This is a genomic window from Thermostichus sp. OS-CIW-29, assembly GCF_054058195.1.
Genome location: NZ_JBSSAB010000030.1, coordinates 1 through 14,684, shown reverse-complemented (window position 1 = coordinate 14,684; position 14,684 = coordinate 1). Strand labels below are relative to the sequence as shown.

The window sequence follows — 14,684 nt, the reverse complement described above, 5'->3', positions numbered from 1 at the left end:
ATCCGTGCAGATCCGCTTTGCTGTGGTGAGCGATCCCCACGTCACCCTTCCTTCTACCCTTTGGGATCACCCCAGCCGGTTTCACTTGGTAGAGGTGAGCATTCCGGCTCTGGAACAGGTTTTGCAGCATCTGGTGCAGTTGCCTTTGGATTTTCTGCTGTTGCCGGGGGATCTGACCCAGCATGGGGAGCCGGAAAACCATGCGTGGCTGGCGGAGCGGCTGGCTCGGCTGCCCTTTCCGGCTTTTGTGGTGCCCGGCAACCACGATGTGCCCCAGCCCAAGGCCAACGGGCGCTCCATCGGTTTGGCTGATTTTCCCCGCTACTACCAAGCTTTTGGCTATGAGGACGGGCAGTCTTTGGATTACAGTCGGCTGTTGCGGCCAGGGATCCGTTTGATCGGCCTCAATTCCAACCATTTTGATGCTCAGGGTCAATTGGTGGGGTGTCTAACCCCAGAACAACTGACCTGGCTGGAGAAAGAATTGGCGGCAGCCGAGGAAGAGCTGGTGCTGCTGATGGTGCACCATAATGTGGTCGAGCATCTGCGCGGCCAGTCTCTCCATCCCTGGGGGCGTCGCTACATGCTGGAGAATGCCTCTCAGTTGCGGCGGCTGCTGCAAGCTTATGGGGTGCAACTGGTGTTCACCGGACATCTGCACATCCAGCACATCGCCCGACGAGGGGGGGTTTACGACATTACCACCGGCTCTTTGGTCAGCTTTCCCCACCCCTACCGCCTTGTCGAGATCCGGTCGGATCGAGAGACCGGAATCCAAGTCCATATCCAGAGCTACCGGGTGGGATCCCTGCCGGATTGGCCCGATTTGCAGGCGTTCTCGCGAGAATGGATGGCCCAGCGCAGTGAACCAGCGGTGGTTAAGTTTTTAACTTCTGCGCCGCTGAATCTGCCTCTGGAACAGGCACAAGCCTTGGCCCCACGATTGCGCTACTTTTGGGCAGCGGTGGCTGCCGGGGATCCAGACCTCACTTTCCCAGACTTTCCCCAGCCAGCAGGCCGATTTCTGGAGCGTTTCAGCCGTTGTTTTCGCTGCCCGCCTGATAACCAGGCCCAGCTTCAGTTCGCTTCCAATTTCTTTTCCAATTTCTTTTCCAATTCTTTTCCAATTTCTAGGGATCCCCCCGAAGGGGGAACATCCCCATCCTGAGCCGGTGTTTGGAGCGTACTGGCAAGTTTCCAATTTCTAGGGATCCCCCCGAAGGGGGAACTTGAGCAGTTAGCCTAACCTCAACTAACTGCTCAATCTCATCAAGTTTCCAATTTCTAGGGATCCCCCCGAAGGGGGAACTTTTCGTAGGGCCGCGGCCGTATGGCCACCAGCCTAAAGTCGTTTCCAATTTCTAGGGATCCCCCCGAAGGGGGAACCCTGCGGGGAGGTGGGCTGTGTAATGCGGGCTACCCCGGTTTCCAATTTCTAGGGATCCCCCCGAAGGGGGAACACGAAGCGCTCGACATGGCCAAAGCGGCCTACGAGTGTAGTTTCCAATTTCTAGGGATCCCCCCGAAGGGGGAACCCACACTGGGCGATAGCCTGTGCGCTTGAATAAATTGTTTCCAATTTCTAGGGATCCCCCCGAAGGGGGAACTTCGGGGCAGTAGCTGACCTTCTCGATGTGGCTAGCAGGTTTCCAATTTCTAGGGATCCCCCCGAAGGGGGAACGTTCCCCCTCCTCCTCCGTCACCGCCCGTTGTGCCCTGAGCTGGGTTTCCAATTTCTAGGGATCCCCCCGAAGGGGGAACCACCCCTGTGGGTGCCGTGCCTGTAACACCTAAATCAAGTTTCCAATTTCTAGGGATCCCCCCGAAGGGGGAACTTCATCCCAATAAAGGGAGGTAGTTATGGAACCAGTGAGTTTCCAATTTCTAGGGATCCCCCCGAAGGGGGAACACGCCAGAACGTAGTCCGTAAGTCTAAGGCGTTAACCGCAGTTTCCAATTTCTAGGGATCCCCCCGAAGGGGGAACCAGTCTAACTCTGGAGTGTCCCCAAGGCATCACCAGAAGTTTCCAATTTCTAGGGATCCCCCCGAAGGGGGAACGTCGAGTGCACGTCTCGCACATACCCTACCAACAAGAGTTGTTTCCAATTTCTAGGGATCCCCCCGAAGGGGGAACAAGACTCTACCCTGGAGGGTACTATGATTTCTAAAGTGTTTCCAATTTCTAGGGATCCCCCCGAAGGGGGAACATTCATTCTGCAGGGAAGTGGTATCCTAATCCACCCTGTTTCCAATTTCTAGGGATCCCCCCGAAGGGGGAACGCTCTGCGTTAGCGTGACCAGATAGGTTTAACTTGACGAGTTTCCAATTTCTAGGGATCCCCCCGAAGGGGGAACACCATCCGGGAAGCTCTCCGGATGGTCCAGCTAATCTAGTTTCCAATTTCTAGGGATCCCCCCGAAGGGGGAACGCGATGCAAATCTTCTCCGCCGGGGGCTTTGTGCAATGGTTTCCAATTTCTAGGGATCCCCCCGAAGGGGGAACAACTCAATGACAAACAAATTCAGTTGGCTAAGAGCTGGCTGTTTCCAATTTCTAGGGATCCCCCCGAAGGGGGAACGGATGTAGAAAGAAACGGCTATAAAGCCGCCCTTGAGGTTTCCAATTTCTAGGGATCCCCCCGAAGGGGGAACTGAGGCCAACGAGATCTTGTACACTTTGGGTATCCGAAAGTTTCCAATTTCTAGGGATCCCCCCGAAGGGGGAACCCTTATCAAAGAGGAAGGAACGGCCAGTGGCGAGGTGATGTTTCCAATTTCTAGGGATCCCCCCGAAGGGGGAACCCTCTAGCTGAGGTCCTCCAACCAAACCCCCTCGACCTCTCATGTTTCCAATTTCTAGGGATCCCCCCGAAGGGGGAACTGTAGTCGATGGGAGCACCCCAATGGTCAAAATTACCGTTTCCAATTTCTAGGGATCCCCCCGAAGGGGGAACTCGGTATATCAGGTTACAGTCTTCCGGCACCTAGAAACCGGAGCCTGTTTCCAATTTCTAGGGATCCCCCCGAAGGGGGAACATGGGCGGGGACTTCGACGGGGACCCAGTAAACCTCCTCTTGTTTCCAATTTCTAGGGATCCCCCCGAAGGGGGAACAGGATACTGGGTGTGAGAGAAGTGTGGTACTATTCAAGTTTCCAATTTCTAGGGATCCCCCCGAAGGGGGAACTTGGCTGCCTTAATATTACGTTGACCGATGATTATCAGGTGTTTCCAATTTCTAGGGATCCCCCCGAAGGGGGAACGGTATTTAATCCCCTGCTTGGTGTACACTGTATGAAGTTTCCAATTTCTAGGGATCCCCCCGAAGGGGGAACGTGGCAGCCATTTTTGGCCATTCCAGTAGCGGGCGCGAGTGTTTCCAATTTCTAGGGATCCCCCCGAAGGGGGAACTCCACCCCTATTAAAGCCAAGCAGGGCAAGGGATGCAAGACCCGTTTGCGAGGGATCCGGAAAAAAGGGGGCAAAAAGAGTTTCGGCGAGGGGGTTTTGGGGCCGGAAAGCCTTGTGGCACAAGGCGTCGAGGGATCCGACGAAAGAATGGGCTTTTCCGAGATTTTGAGGGACGCTCGCAGAGGCGTTGATACCGTTTTGGTGTTCTTTTGGAAACATCAGGATTCCTGAGGTTTGGCTAGGCTATCTGTTGGCAGGTGGCAAGCTCTCGCTAGGGTTGTTCGATATGGGAGCGGGGCTCCAGGTGGATGAGGATCCGCGCTGGCCCGTAGCGCTCCTGCAAGAGGCGTTCAACTTCCTCAGTGAGGCGGTGGGCGGACTCGATATCCTGCGGCTCCACCACCAGGTGCATCTCGATAAAGACCATTTCCCCGGGGATGCCGCGGGAAGTGATGTCATGGCAGTCGAGCACGCCTGGCACGCTCAGGATCAGATCCCGCAGGGCCTCAGAGGGGATCGCCACCCGGTCGGTGAGGTAGGGAAGATTCTCCTGCAGCACTTCCCAGCCGCTTCGGAGCACCAGCAGCGCCACCGGCAAAGCCAGGGCTTGATCCAGCCAAGGGATCCCCCAGTAATGCACGCCGGCCAACCCCAGCAACACCGTCAGCGTTACCCCAACGTCGCTGAGGGTATGGCGCGCATCGGCCAACAGCAGCGAGCTGGACAGAGCTTTGCCCCAGCGGTGCTCGTAGAGGGTGACAAAGACATTAATGCCCAGCACGCCCACCATCATCCCCAAGGTCAGCTCATCGATCTGCAGGTGGGGCTGGGGCTCCCAAAACCGCTCCACGGCTGTGCGCAGGATCTCCAGGCTGGCCATCCCCAAAAAGGCGGCGATCCCCAGCGCTCCAATGGCTTCAAACTTGCGATGGCCGTAGGGATGGTCGTCATCGGGCTCTGGCGAAGAAAAGCGCACGGCCACCAAGCCCAAAATGTTGCTGGCGCTGTCGGTGGAGCTGTGCAGGGCATCGGCAATTAGGCTTAGGGATCCCGTCGTCAGCCCCAGGATTAACTTGATCAGAAACACCAGGACATTTAGCCCTAGCGTGACGTACAGCACCCTCTGCACTTGGCGCTGACGGCGGCTGGCTATGGCAGCAGAATCCAGAAAGCTCACTGCAGCTCGAGCGGGGATCCACAGATATCCTGCTTTATTCTGTCACCGACCTCAATAGGGGTAAGGGAGGGTACCCTAAAAGCAAGCTGCTAAGGCTTAGTCAAGTGGCCGCCGATTGGGGAGCGAACTCTGAGTATGCACGTTGCTGTGGTAGGCGCTGGCTATGTGGGCCTGGTAACAGGGGCTTGCCTGGCTCACCTAGGAAATAGCGTTATCTGTGTGGACAACAACTCCGCCAAGATTGAAGGGCTGCAGCGGGGTCGCCTGCCCATCTACGAGCCCGGCCTGGAAGAGCTGGTGCGGGAGGGAACTGCGGCGGGTCGGCTGCACTTTAGCACCGATCTGGGCTCTGGGATCCAGGCCAGCGAGGTGGTGTTTATTGCCGTGGGCACCCCGGCCCTGCCCAGCGGGGATCCCGATCTGCGCTATGTGGAAGCGGTGGCGCGGGAAATTGGCCAGCATCTGGACGAGCACTATCGAGTCATTGTCAACAAATCCACTGTGCCCATTGGCTCTGGGGACTGGGTGCGCATGCTCATTTTGGACGGGGCCGCCGAAGCCGCCAAGCAGCGGCTGAGCAGCCGAGAAGTGGGGAGAGATCCAGAGGCCAGATCCCTGACCTTGGAGCTCTCGCCTTGGACGCCGCAGTTTGACGTGGTGAGCAACCCCGAGTTCCTACGGGAGGGCAGTGCCATCCAAGATACCTTCTACCCGGATCGCATTGTGATTGGCTCCAACAGCCCCCGCGCCATTGAAATCATGCGGCAGCTGTATGAACCCATCCTCAACCGCCAGCAGGGCCTGCAAGGGGATCCCGTGCCTTTGCTGGTGACCGACCTGGCTTCTGCCGAAATGATCAAGTATGCCGCCAACGCCTTCCTGGCCACCAAGATTAGCTTTATCAACGAAATGGCCAACATCTGCGAGCGCACCGGTGCCGACATAACCCAGGTGGCGGAAGGGATCGGCCTAGATAGGCGCATTGGCCGCGCCTTTCTCAACGCCGGCATAGGGTGGGGCGGAAGCTGCTTCCCCAAAGATCTGGCGGCTCTTATCCAAACCGCTGCTGACTATGGCTATGAGGCCAAGCTGTTGCAGGCCACGGTGGAGGTTAACCGAGAACAGCGGCAGCGCCTGGTGGAAAAGCTGCAGCAGGCCCTCAAGGTGCTCAAGGGTAAAACCGTTGGCCTTTTGGGCCTCACGTTTAAACCCCACACCGACGACCTGCGGGATGCCCCTTCCCTGACTTTGATCGAACAACTCCACCGTCTGGGGGCCAAGGTCAAGGCATATGATCCGATTGTATCCGCCTCGGGGATGCGGGAGGGGCTAGCCCATGTGGTGGTGGAAACGGATGTGTTTCGGCTGGCCCAGGACTGCGATGCCCTGGTGTTGGTGACGGAGTGGCCGGAGTTTTTGTCGCTGGATTACCGACGGATTGCAGAGCTAATGCGGCGGCCCTTGCTCATCGATGGCCGTAACTGTCTGGATCGGGAGGCGGTGCGGCAGGCGGGCATAACCCTCATTGGAGTGGGCTGGTAGGTGCTGGGGAAATCAGGGGAAATCATGAAGATCCTGGTTACGGGTGGCCTCGGATTTATCGGATCCCACTTGGTAACCCGCCTTCTGCAAGAAGGCCACTGGGTCATTTGCCTGGACAATGGCTCCACAGGCCGGCAGCTGAATGTCCAGGCCCATCTGGACAACCCCGCCTTTCAGCTCATCTGGCACGACGTGGCGGATCCCTTGCCGCCCGCTTTGGCAGAGGCTGGGATCCAGCAGATCTACCACCTGGCCTGCCCCGCTTCCCCCCCCCACTACCAAGCGGATCCCATCCGCACCATCCGCACCAGCGTCTGGGGCACCTATCACCTGCTGCAACTGGCCCAGAAAACAGGGGCTAGGTTCCTGCTGGCCTCCACCTCAGAAGTGTACGGGGATCCCCAAGTGCATCCCCAACCGGAAGACTACTGGGGCCACGTCAACCCCATCGGCCCGCGGGCCTGCTACGACGAATCCAAGCGCTTGGCGGAAACCCTCACCTTCGACTGGCAGCGGCAATACCAAACGGAGATCCGGGTGGCCCGCATCTTCAACACCTACGGCCCCGCCATGCGGGAGGACGATGGCCGCGTGGTGAGCAACTTTATCGTCCAGGCCCTGCGCGGGGATCCCCTGACGGTCTATGGGGATGGATCCCAGACCCGCAGCTTTTGCTACATCTCCGACCTGGTGGAAGGCTTGATCCGGCTGATGAACAGCCCCTACCCCGGACCCTTTAACTTGGGCAACCCAGAGGAGTTCACGATCCTGGAGCTGGCCCAGCAGGTGCTCGCCCTCACCGGCAGCCCTTCTCCCATCGTTTACCGGCCTCTGCCGACGGACGATCCCAGACAACGGCAGCCGGATATTGGCAAAGCCCGCGCCCTCTTGGGTTGGGAGCCTCGGATCCCGCTGCAAGTTGGGCTGCAACAGACCATCCCTTACTTTCGTCAGCGGCTGGGGCTGGACTAATCATCAGGTGCTCCCGACAACCCCAACCCGTTTGAGAACCATTTTCGCCTCAGCTCGATTGACCTGGGTGAATGGCTGCCAGCGGCTCCAGTTGGCGGGCTTGCTGTTGTAGCCGACTCACCAACTGCCGACATACCACTTCGCACAGCTCAAAGCACATGGGATCCGCAATTTGGTAATAAACACTCACCCCCTTGGGCTGACGGCTGACGATCCCTGCCTGGGTCAGGATCTTGAGGTGCTTGGAAACATTGGCCTGGCCCATACCCGTAGCTTCCAAGATTTGGGTGACGTTCTTGGGCCCCGAGCGCAACTGACACAGGATCTGCAGGCGGCTGGGTTCCGCCAAAACCTTGAAGTACTCTGCCACGCTGTCGAGAACCTGCGGCGTCAGGATCGTGCGACACTCATTCACATCCGCTCTGCTCACCGGCTTTTCCCCAATCAACAAACCTGCTTGCGCCGTTCGTCAACTTGATTTTAATTTTAACACTAGATAGTTATATAGTGTTCCTAGAAAGTCCAAGTTCACGTCGGGCTTTCGATACCAGACAGGAGGGCACTATGCTATTTCGCCAACTGTTCGACGCAGAAACAAGCACCTACACCTATTTAATCGCGGATCCGGCAACCCGCGAGGCCGCGCTGGTGGATCCGGTACTGGAGCAGGTGGAGCGGGATTTGAAGTTGATTCGGGAATTGGGTCTAACCTTGAAGTACTGCCTGGAAACCCACGTTCACGCCGATCACATCACGGGAACCGGGAAGCTGCGGGAACTGACCGGTTGCCAAGGGGTGGTGCCAGTACAGGCCAAGGCTCAATGTGCAGATCGTTTCATCGGTCATGGGGAAACGCTGCAAGTGGGATCCGTCGTCATTGAAGCCATCGCTACCCTGGGCCACACCGACAGCCACATGACCTACCGCGTGAATGGGGATCGCGTCCTGACCGGAGATGCCCTGCTGATCCGCGGCTGTGGGCGCACGGATTTCCAAAGCGGGGATCCCGGCCTGATGTACGACCATGTTACCCAGCACTTGTTTACGCTGCCCGATGAGACGCTGGTCTATCCCGGCCACGACTATCGCGGGCACACCGTCTCCACCATTGGCGAGGAGAAGCGCTGGAACCCGCGCTTTGTGGATCCGGAAACGGGCAACCTGCGTTCCCGTGAGAGCTTCATTGCCCTGATGAACAGCCTCAACCTGCCCCAGCCCAAGAAGATCCAGGAAGCGGTGCCGGCCAACGAGCAGTGCGGCCAAGTGGCAGCAGCGGTTTAATTCCTTCTGGGCAGCGAGGTGCAGGGTAAGCCCCCGCCGGCTGGGGAGCCCATGTGAAACTCCGATGGTGAGGGCCCGCTGCTCTGGGTAACCTTCTCTCAATTGGCTTGCCAGAAATGGAGAGTTTGAGCGTGGATCGAGAAAGTCTCTATGAGAGCGATTTCTACGCTTGGATCCAGCAACAAGCTCAATTTCTGCGGGATCGGGCCTGGGAGAAGCTGGATCTGCCCAATTTAGTCGAGGAGATTGAATCGTTGGGCAGGCAACAGCGGCAGGAACTGCGAAACCGACTTGCAGTTTTGGTTGGGCATCTCCTCAAGTGGGAGTACCAGCCAGAGGGGAGATCCGCAAGCTGGCTCCTCACCCTCCAGCTGCAGCGGCAGGAAGTTCTGGAGCTTCTTGAAGAAAGCCCAAGTCTCAAGCCCTATTTGCCAGAGGCCATCTCCAAGTCTTACTTGGGAGCGCTGAAGCTGGCCCTGGAGGAGACCAAGCTGCGCAGAAAGATTTTCCCCAAAGCCTGCCCTTATTCCTCAGAGCAAATCCTGGATAGCCGGTTTTACCCCGGTGAGCCCAGTCATTTGCTTGAGGAGGGGGATTAATCCCAAAAATCGCTGCATTTTGCATTTTAGACAACGCTAGAAGCAAGGAGACAACCATGACCGTAACCCAACAAAACCCTATCCCTTCCGCTTCGCAAGAACGGGATCCCCGTCTCAAGGAGATCGATGCCCTGACCTTAAAACAGTGGCTGGATCAGGGGCGAGTCCAGCTCATTGATGTGCGGGAGCCGGGAGAATATGCCGATGAGCGGATCCCGGGGGCCATCAACATGCCCCTATCTACCTTTGACCCGGCCAAAGTGCCTGCTTCCACGCCAGAGAAGCCGGTGGTGTTGCACTGCCGCATGGGCAGCCGCTCCATCCGCGCCGGTTGTCAGTTGCTAGACCGCGGTTGGCCGGAGGTGATTAGCCTTAAGAGAGGGATCGAGGCTTGGAAAGCGGCCAAGCTGCCCGTTACCCGCACCCAAAATGCGCCCATCTCCATCATGCGGCAGGTGCAGATTGCGGCGGGATCCCTGGTGCTCACCGGAACCCTTCTGGGGGCCTTTGTCAACCCCTGGTGGCTGCTGCTGAGTGGCTTTGTGGGCGCTGGGCTGGTGTTTGCGGGTGTAACCAACACCTGTGGTCTGGCGCTGCTTTTGGCCCGCATGCCCTGGAACCGAGGTCAGGCCCTATGAGCGGGATCCCTTCTGCTTCCTCTTCGGGGCAAGGGATCCTGGCGCGGTACCTGCCCTTTGCTAAGGAGTCCCTTTGGGTCTTCCACTATCAGCGATCGGATTTGCCGGGAGATCTGATCGCCGGCCTTGTGGTGGCCATTCTGTTGGTGCCCCAGAGCATGGCCTATGCCCTGTTGGCCGGGTTGCCCCCCCAAGTGGGCCTGTACGCCAGTATTTTGCCGGTGATCGTCTATGGACTACTGGGATCCAGCCGCGCCTTGGCGGTAGGGCCGGTGGCCATCATCTCCCTCTTGGTGGCGGCAGGGTTAGAGCCGCTGGCCGGTCGCGTCAGCGGGACGGAGTCCTTGCCGGGCAGCCCGGAGTATGGACAGTTGGCTTTGGGGCTGGCCTTGGAGGTGGGTCTGGTCCAGGGGGCCATGGGGTTGTTGCGGCTGGGGTTTTTGGCCAATTTCTTAAGCCACACGGTGGTGACTGCCTTTGGCAGCGCGGCGGCCTTGATCATCGGCTTCAGCCAGCTCCGCCACCTCCTGGGGGTCAAGATCGCCAATACGGAGTCCTTCTTGCTGTTGGTGCAGCGGCTGTGGCAAAGCCTGGACAAGGTGAACTGGGCAACCTTTGGCCTAGGGCTGCTGGCCGTATCCCTGCTGGTGTACGCTCAGCGAAAGTTGCCCCACCAACTGCGGCGTTGGGGTGTGCCTCCAGGTTGGGCCTTGATTTTGACCAAGGGGGCACCGCTAGCGGCTGTGCTCGTGACCAGCCTGTTGGTCTGGGGCCTAAACCTCTCGGAGAGGGCAGGGGTATCCGTTGTTGGCTCCATTCCTTCCGGGTTGCCCCCCTTGGGCTTTCCCTCGTTGAGCTGGGGACAGTGGACAGCGCTTCTGCCCACCGCCTTGGCCATTAGCTTGGTGGGCTTCACGGAGAGCTATGCCGTGGGGCAGTCCTTGGCCAGCCAGCGGCGGCAGAAGGTGGATCCCAACCAAGATCTAGTGGCTTTGGGGGCAGCCAACTTGGCAGCAGCCTGCAGTGGCGGCTATCCGGTAACGGGCGGCATTAGCCGGTCGGTGGTGAACTTTCAAGCGGGAGCCAACAGCGGCCTGGCCTCCCTAATCACCGGCCTGTTGGTGGCTTTGACGGTCATCTGGCTGATGCCCCTGTTCACCTTCTTGCCCCAGACCACCCTGGCGGCCATTGTTCTGGTGGCGGTGCTGGCCCTGGTGGATTTTCACCCCCTGCTGCAAAGCTGGCGCTACGACCGTGGCGATGCCCTGGTTTGGTTGGTAACCTTTGCCAGTGTGCTGGGGATCGGAGTGGAGCAGGGGATCGGAATAGGGGTGTTAGTCTCCATCCTGCTCTTTCTTTGGCGGGCTAGCCGTCCTCACATTGCCATCGTGGGTCAGGTGCCCGGTACGGAGCACTACCGCAACGTGCAGCGCCATGAGGTGATTACCGATCCCCGTATCTTGGCAGTGCGGGTGGACGAGAGCCTGTTTTTTGCCAACGCAGCCTACTTGCAGGAGTATCTGCTGCGAGAGGTGGCGGCGCGACCCACAGTGGAGCAGGTGCTGCTCGTTGCCAGCGCCATCAACTTCATCGACGGCAGCGCCCTGGAGGTGTTGCTCCAGTTGGTGGAAAGACTAAGGCAAGCAGGGGTGGGCTTTGCCATGGCCGAGGTGAAGGGGCCGGTAATGGATCGCCTCCAAAAGGCTGGGTTTGTGGAGAAAGTGGGCGCTGAGCGCTTCTTCCTCTCCACTCACCAGGCGATGCAAGCCCTCGGATCCCAGCAGAGCCTCAGTCAGGTGTCATCTTCCTGATCAGCACAAGGGGGGTTTGTTCAGCGGCATTGCCGGCCGGGTTCTTGCCCAGGGCTTGCTCCACCAGCTCCCGCTCTACGCCGGGGCTGGCTGCCAGGATCTTGACCTGCCCCAGATCGTTGGCATCCACGATGGCCACTTCGTAGCCCGTCTGCCGATGCAGATCCCCCACCAACTTGGCCGGATCCCGCGGCCCCAGCACAATGAACTGGTCGTAGGGAGGCAAAGTGCCAGTAACGTCGTCGATGAGATCGGCCTGCTCCCCCGCCAGGGCATAAAAGACCCCAGAGATCCCCAGCAGTTTGGCCAGGGATCCCACCACAAAAGCCCACACCACCCGCCAGGCCCCGGAGCAGTCGATCAAAGTCTGCATCCCGTAGCAGCTTGAAAGACTGGTCTTGGAGGGGAAGAAGTAGCACAGGGTGCGGGCGAGCCAGCCGGGTTGGACTTGGAGAGGATGGCGGAAGTTGCCCTGCACAATGGCCACGGCACTCTCGGAAATAGCCACCACATCCCCAGGCTGGACGTGAGGGCTCACGTACCGCTGCAGCACCTCGGCCAAGTCATCGCTGGGGGTCAGTAGGTGGGTGGGAACGGCGGCCCAAAGGAGGGATCCCTGCTGCTGCCAGTTCAGCTCCGGCAAGGGATCCACCTCTTGCAACGGCAGGATGAGGTGGCTGGTCTTGAGGGTGCGCCGCTGCCGCCCGTACTGAATGTAGTCCAGCTGGAGCCAGGCCGAGCGCAGATCCGCTAGCCCTTTCCCCTTCAGCTCGATCTCGACTTCTAGGCCAGTCTGGCTCTGGGGGGTGAGGATATAAGCCTGCCAGTAGTTGTCTTGCCGGGGGGGAAGATCCGGATGGCGAGAGCGCAGGCGTAGGCGGGTGTCAATGCCTTCTAGGGATCCGGCGCTGAGCAAATGCAGTCGCGGCTCCACCTGGGCCAAGGTGACCTCAAAGAGGGGGTTGAGGTTGCGAGCCACAAACTCCGCTTGAATGACCCAGTGCTCGGGGGTGTGGCGGCCTATGCCCCAGCCCTTGGGTTCCACCACCAGCTGGTCAGCGGGGCGGGTCTTGAGCCAGTAGAGCAAGCTGCCCAAACTCAGCAGCAACCCGGCCACTACCTGAGCCCAGCCCCAGGGATCCCACAGCCAACGCCAAGCCCCCCATAGGCTGAGTCCTACCCCGGCCAGCACTGTGGCCAATACGCCACGATTCACCATGCTGCTACTTGTTGCCATTGGGATCCCACTCCTCCAAGTCCTTAAACCCTGCTAAAGTCTGCCCCTTTGTCCACCACAACACCCTAGACTACGGGTACGCTCTAGCTCTTCTCCTGAACCCTAGCCATCCTACCGGGAAACCGAAGCAGGCCGTAGCGGGATCCCTACCTAATTTTTAGTCTCAAACAGTTAGCTTACAAATAGATTTCATTTCAGGCTTTTCAGAACACTCTGGGAGTTTCCTATGGCGCACAAACAGCAATTCAAAAGTTTTGCCGACATGATTCAGGGATCCAAAACCCCGATCCTGGTGGATTTTTATGCTTCCTGGTGCGGCCCTTGTCAGGTTATGGCGCAAGTGTTGGAGCAGGTAAAACCTCAGGTGGGGGATGCGGTTACTTTTGTGAAGGTTGACACCGAAAAGTACCCAACCATCGCTGCTCGCTGGGGCATTCAAGCGGTGCCAACGCTGATCCTCTTCAAAGATGGGAAGCCGATTGACCGCATTGAGGGGCTGTTGCAGCCGCGGGCCCTGTTGGAGCGGTTGCGGGCGCAGGTTAACTAAACCTGTAAGCTAGGTGAACTTTTCTGGATCCCCCGTGCAACTGCCGCTTCTGCAGGTTCACCTGCCGGGTGAAGTGCCCTACCGCACTGCCTGGGCTTGGCAGCAGGCAAGACTGGCCCATATGATCCGGGATCCCCAGTTGCCGGACGGATTACTGCTGCTCACCCATCCTGCGGTTTACACCTTGGGGGCAGGAGCCGATCCCAAGTTTCTCAAGAGCCTTTCTCAGCCGATAGGATCCCCGGCTATCCACCCGGAATCTCCTTCTGAACAAGAGCCGGAAATCCTACGGGTGGAGCGCGGCGGCGAAGTGACCTACCATGGGCCGGGGCAGTGGGTGGGCTATGCGATGCTGAACCTAAAGCGCCACCGCCCAGATCTCCACGAGTACCTACGCCAGCTAGAAGAGGTGGTCATCCAGACCTTGGCCCACTTCGGCCTACAGGGGGAGCGGATCCCTGGCTTGACAGGAGTTTGGGTGCAGGGCCGCAAAGTGGCGGCCATCGGCATCAAGGTCTCCCGCTGGGTGACCTACCACGGCTTTGCCCTCAACGTCTGCCCGGATCTAGCTGCCTTCGAGGCCATCGTGCCCTGTGGGATCCCTGATCGCCCGGTGGGATCCCTGGTGCACTTTTGTCCGGAGGTAACGATGGCTGCCGTAGCTCCGGTGCTGGTGGAGTCGTTCTGTCAGGTCTTTGGGCTGCAGGCTCAGGCAGTTTCCCTGGCCGAGTGGTTGGGAGAGCCTCGGCTTTCTGACAAGTTGCTGGGAGAATCAACCGCTCAGACGCCTAAGCGCAAGTGAGGGGAAAGACCAGACAGGTTACCCAACTTCGAGGTGGCCCTAGGTTTAATCCAAGGGCGGCTACTCCACCCCCAACTGGCGCAGCAGTTGCTGCAGGATGGCCTGGTTGGCAAAGTTGCCACTCTTGGAGAAGAGAGCCAACGCCTGGCGAAAGTCGGCCATCGCCGCTTCTCGATCCCCCAACTGAAGATAGGCCACCCCGCGGCTAAAGTAGGCTTCTGGGATCCCTGCATTCAACTGAATGGCCCGCTCCGCATCGGCCAGAGCTTCTTCCGGCTGGCGCAACTGGTTGTAGACGTAGCTGCGGTTCACATAGGCCGGCGCATAGCTGGGATCCAACTGCACCGCCCGATCCAGATCCGACAGGGCAGCCACGGGATCCCCCCGCAGCAACTTGAGGGATCCCTGCCAGTTGAACTCGGAAGCGGTGTTTGGGGCCGAGGTCTTCTCAGGAGGAGGTGGGAAGGCAGGCAAAGAGATGGCAGGGGCAGGAGCGAGGAATGCTGCCAAGAAACCTATCAGAGCTATCCTTCCCCATCGACACTTGATTGTGCTCCGCACCGCTAATGACGTCCTGATACATTTACGCTGAACACTGCTGAACATCACTGTTCAACTATGCAGCGATAGCATTCTGTTTGTTTCCATTCGCGTTAGCGGGACGGAG

General features: G+C 58.8%; 12 protein-coding genes, 1 pseudogene and 1 CRISPR repeat array. Of the genes and pseudogenes, 9 read left to right on the top strand and 4 right to left on the bottom strand.

The annotated features are described in order from the left end of the window. Window positions 1-4: 4 nt before the first annotated feature. Window positions 5-1,039 (top strand): annotated as a pseudogene (locus ACVWZJ_RS10690) (metallophosphoesterase family protein); the annotation flags it as partial. Between the two features lie 80 nt (window positions 1,040-1,119). Beyond that, a CRISPR array of direct repeats spans window positions 1,120-3,411; the repeat unit is 36 nt; unit sequence GTTTCCAATTTCTAGGGATCCCCCCGAAGGGGGAAC. A 271-nt stretch (window positions 3,412-3,682) separates the two neighbouring features. Here ACVWZJ_RS10690 and ACVWZJ_RS10685 read toward each other — a convergent pair. Next, on the bottom strand, window positions 3,683-4,588 hold the full coding sequence (locus ACVWZJ_RS10685; protein ID WP_457396025.1) for a cation diffusion facilitator family transporter: 906 nt from the start codon (window positions 4,586-4,588) through the stop codon (window positions 3,683-3,685). Window positions 4,589-4,723: 135 nt separating this feature from the next. Between ACVWZJ_RS10685 and ACVWZJ_RS10680 the strand changes: the two genes are divergently transcribed. Together ACVWZJ_RS10680 and ACVWZJ_RS10675 are read left to right on the top strand one after the other, a co-directional pair. Continuing rightward, window positions 4,724-6,130 (top strand): UDP-glucose dehydrogenase family protein, encoded by a 1,407-nt coding sequence (locus ACVWZJ_RS10680; protein WP_414390658.1) that lies wholly within the window; start codon window positions 4,724-4,726, stop codon window positions 6,128-6,130. 24 nt (window positions 6,131-6,154) lie between these two features. Beyond that, complete coding sequence (locus ACVWZJ_RS10675) at window positions 6,155-7,102, top strand: UDP-glucuronic acid decarboxylase family protein (protein ID WP_457396023.1); 948 nt, start codon at window positions 6,155-6,157, stop codon at window positions 7,100-7,102. A gap of 49 nt (window positions 7,103-7,151) precedes the next feature. Here ACVWZJ_RS10675 and ACVWZJ_RS10670 read toward each other — a convergent pair whose 3' ends face one another. Then, the gene (locus ACVWZJ_RS10670; RefSeq protein WP_414424660.1) at window positions 7,152-7,532 is read right to left on the bottom strand and encodes an ArsR/SmtB family transcription factor; all 381 of its coding nucleotides are present in this window, start codon (window positions 7,530-7,532) and stop codon (window positions 7,152-7,154) included. A gap of 134 nt (window positions 7,533-7,666) precedes the next feature. Here ACVWZJ_RS10670 and ACVWZJ_RS10665 point away from each other — a divergent pair, with 134 nt between their 5' ends. From ACVWZJ_RS10665 to ACVWZJ_RS10650, 4 genes are all read left to right on the top strand, one after another. After that, a complete protein-coding gene (locus ACVWZJ_RS10665) occupies window positions 7,667-8,383 on the top strand; it encodes an MBL fold metallo-hydrolase (protein ID WP_011433521.1) in 717 nt (238 codons plus the stop codon). A gap of 131 nt (window positions 8,384-8,514) precedes the next feature. Then, window positions 8,515-8,982, top strand: a complete 468-nt coding sequence (locus ACVWZJ_RS10660) for a DUF29 domain-containing protein (protein WP_457396020.1) — start codon at window positions 8,515-8,517, stop codon at window positions 8,980-8,982. 56 nt (window positions 8,983-9,038) lie between these two features. Further along, window positions 9,039-9,620: a rhodanese-like domain-containing protein gene (locus ACVWZJ_RS10655; RefSeq protein WP_457396018.1), complete on the top strand. Its 582-nt coding sequence runs from the start codon at window positions 9,039-9,041 to the stop codon at window positions 9,618-9,620. After that, window positions 9,617-11,431 carry a SulP family inorganic anion transporter gene (locus ACVWZJ_RS10650; RefSeq protein ID WP_457396016.1) on the top strand — a complete coding sequence of 605 codons (1,815 nt, stop codon included), beginning with the start codon at window positions 9,617-9,619 and terminating at the stop codon, window positions 11,429-11,431. The genes ACVWZJ_RS10655 and ACVWZJ_RS10650 overlap by 4 nt, the downstream gene beginning before the upstream one ends. On the opposite strand, the gene ACVWZJ_RS10645 is transcribed toward ACVWZJ_RS10650, so the two are convergent. Continuing rightward, complete coding sequence (locus ACVWZJ_RS10645; RefSeq protein WP_457396015.1) at window positions 11,409-12,668, bottom strand: hypothetical protein; 1,260 nt, start codon at window positions 12,666-12,668, stop codon at window positions 11,409-11,411. The genes ACVWZJ_RS10650 and ACVWZJ_RS10645 overlap by 23 nt on opposite strands. 226 nt (window positions 12,669-12,894) lie before the next feature. Between ACVWZJ_RS10645 and trxA the strand changes: the two genes are divergently transcribed. Beyond that, on the top strand, window positions 12,895-13,215 hold the full coding sequence (trxA, locus tag ACVWZJ_RS10640; protein ID WP_011433516.1) for a thioredoxin: 321 nt from the start codon (window positions 12,895-12,897) through the stop codon (window positions 13,213-13,215). A gap of 13 nt (window positions 13,216-13,228) precedes the next feature. Continuing rightward, on the top strand, window positions 13,229-14,017 hold the full coding sequence (lipB, locus tag ACVWZJ_RS10635; protein WP_011433515.1) for a lipoyl(octanoyl) transferase LipB: 789 nt from the start codon (window positions 13,229-13,231) through the stop codon (window positions 14,015-14,017). 60 nt (window positions 14,018-14,077) lie between these two features. Here the strand turns inward: lipB and ACVWZJ_RS10630 are convergent, their stop codons facing one another. Beyond that, window positions 14,078-14,527, bottom strand: a complete 450-nt coding sequence (locus ACVWZJ_RS10630) for a tetratricopeptide repeat protein (protein WP_049749587.1) — start codon at window positions 14,525-14,527, stop codon at window positions 14,078-14,080. Window positions 14,528-14,684 lie beyond the last annotated feature (157 nt).

Bases quoted from the DNA above. Each gene is read 5' to 3' on its own strand.
- ACVWZJ_RS10680 (WP_414390658.1), top strand. From the start codon at position 4,724: ATGCACGTTGCTGTGGTAGGCGCTGGCTATGTGGGCCTGGTAACAGGG.
- ACVWZJ_RS10675 (WP_457396023.1), top strand. From the start codon at position 6,155: ATGAAGATCCTGGTTACGGGTGGCCTCGGATTTATCGGATCCCACTTG.
- ACVWZJ_RS10665 (WP_011433521.1), top strand. From the start codon at position 7,667: ATGCTATTTCGCCAACTGTTCGACGCAGAAACAAGCACCTACACCTAT.
- ACVWZJ_RS10655 (WP_457396018.1), top strand. From the start codon at position 9,039: ATGACCGTAACCCAACAAAACCCTATCCCTTCCGCTTCGCAAGAACGG.
- ACVWZJ_RS10650 (WP_457396016.1), top strand. From the start codon at position 9,617: ATGAGCGGGATCCCTTCTGCTTCCTCTTCGGGGCAAGGGATCCTGGCG.
- ACVWZJ_RS10645 (WP_457396015.1), bottom strand. From the start codon at position 12,668: ATGGCAACAAGTAGCAGCATGGTGAATCGTGGCGTATTGGCCACAGTG.
- trxA (WP_011433516.1), top strand. From the start codon at position 12,895: ATGGCGCACAAACAGCAATTCAAAAGTTTTGCCGACATGATTCAGGGA.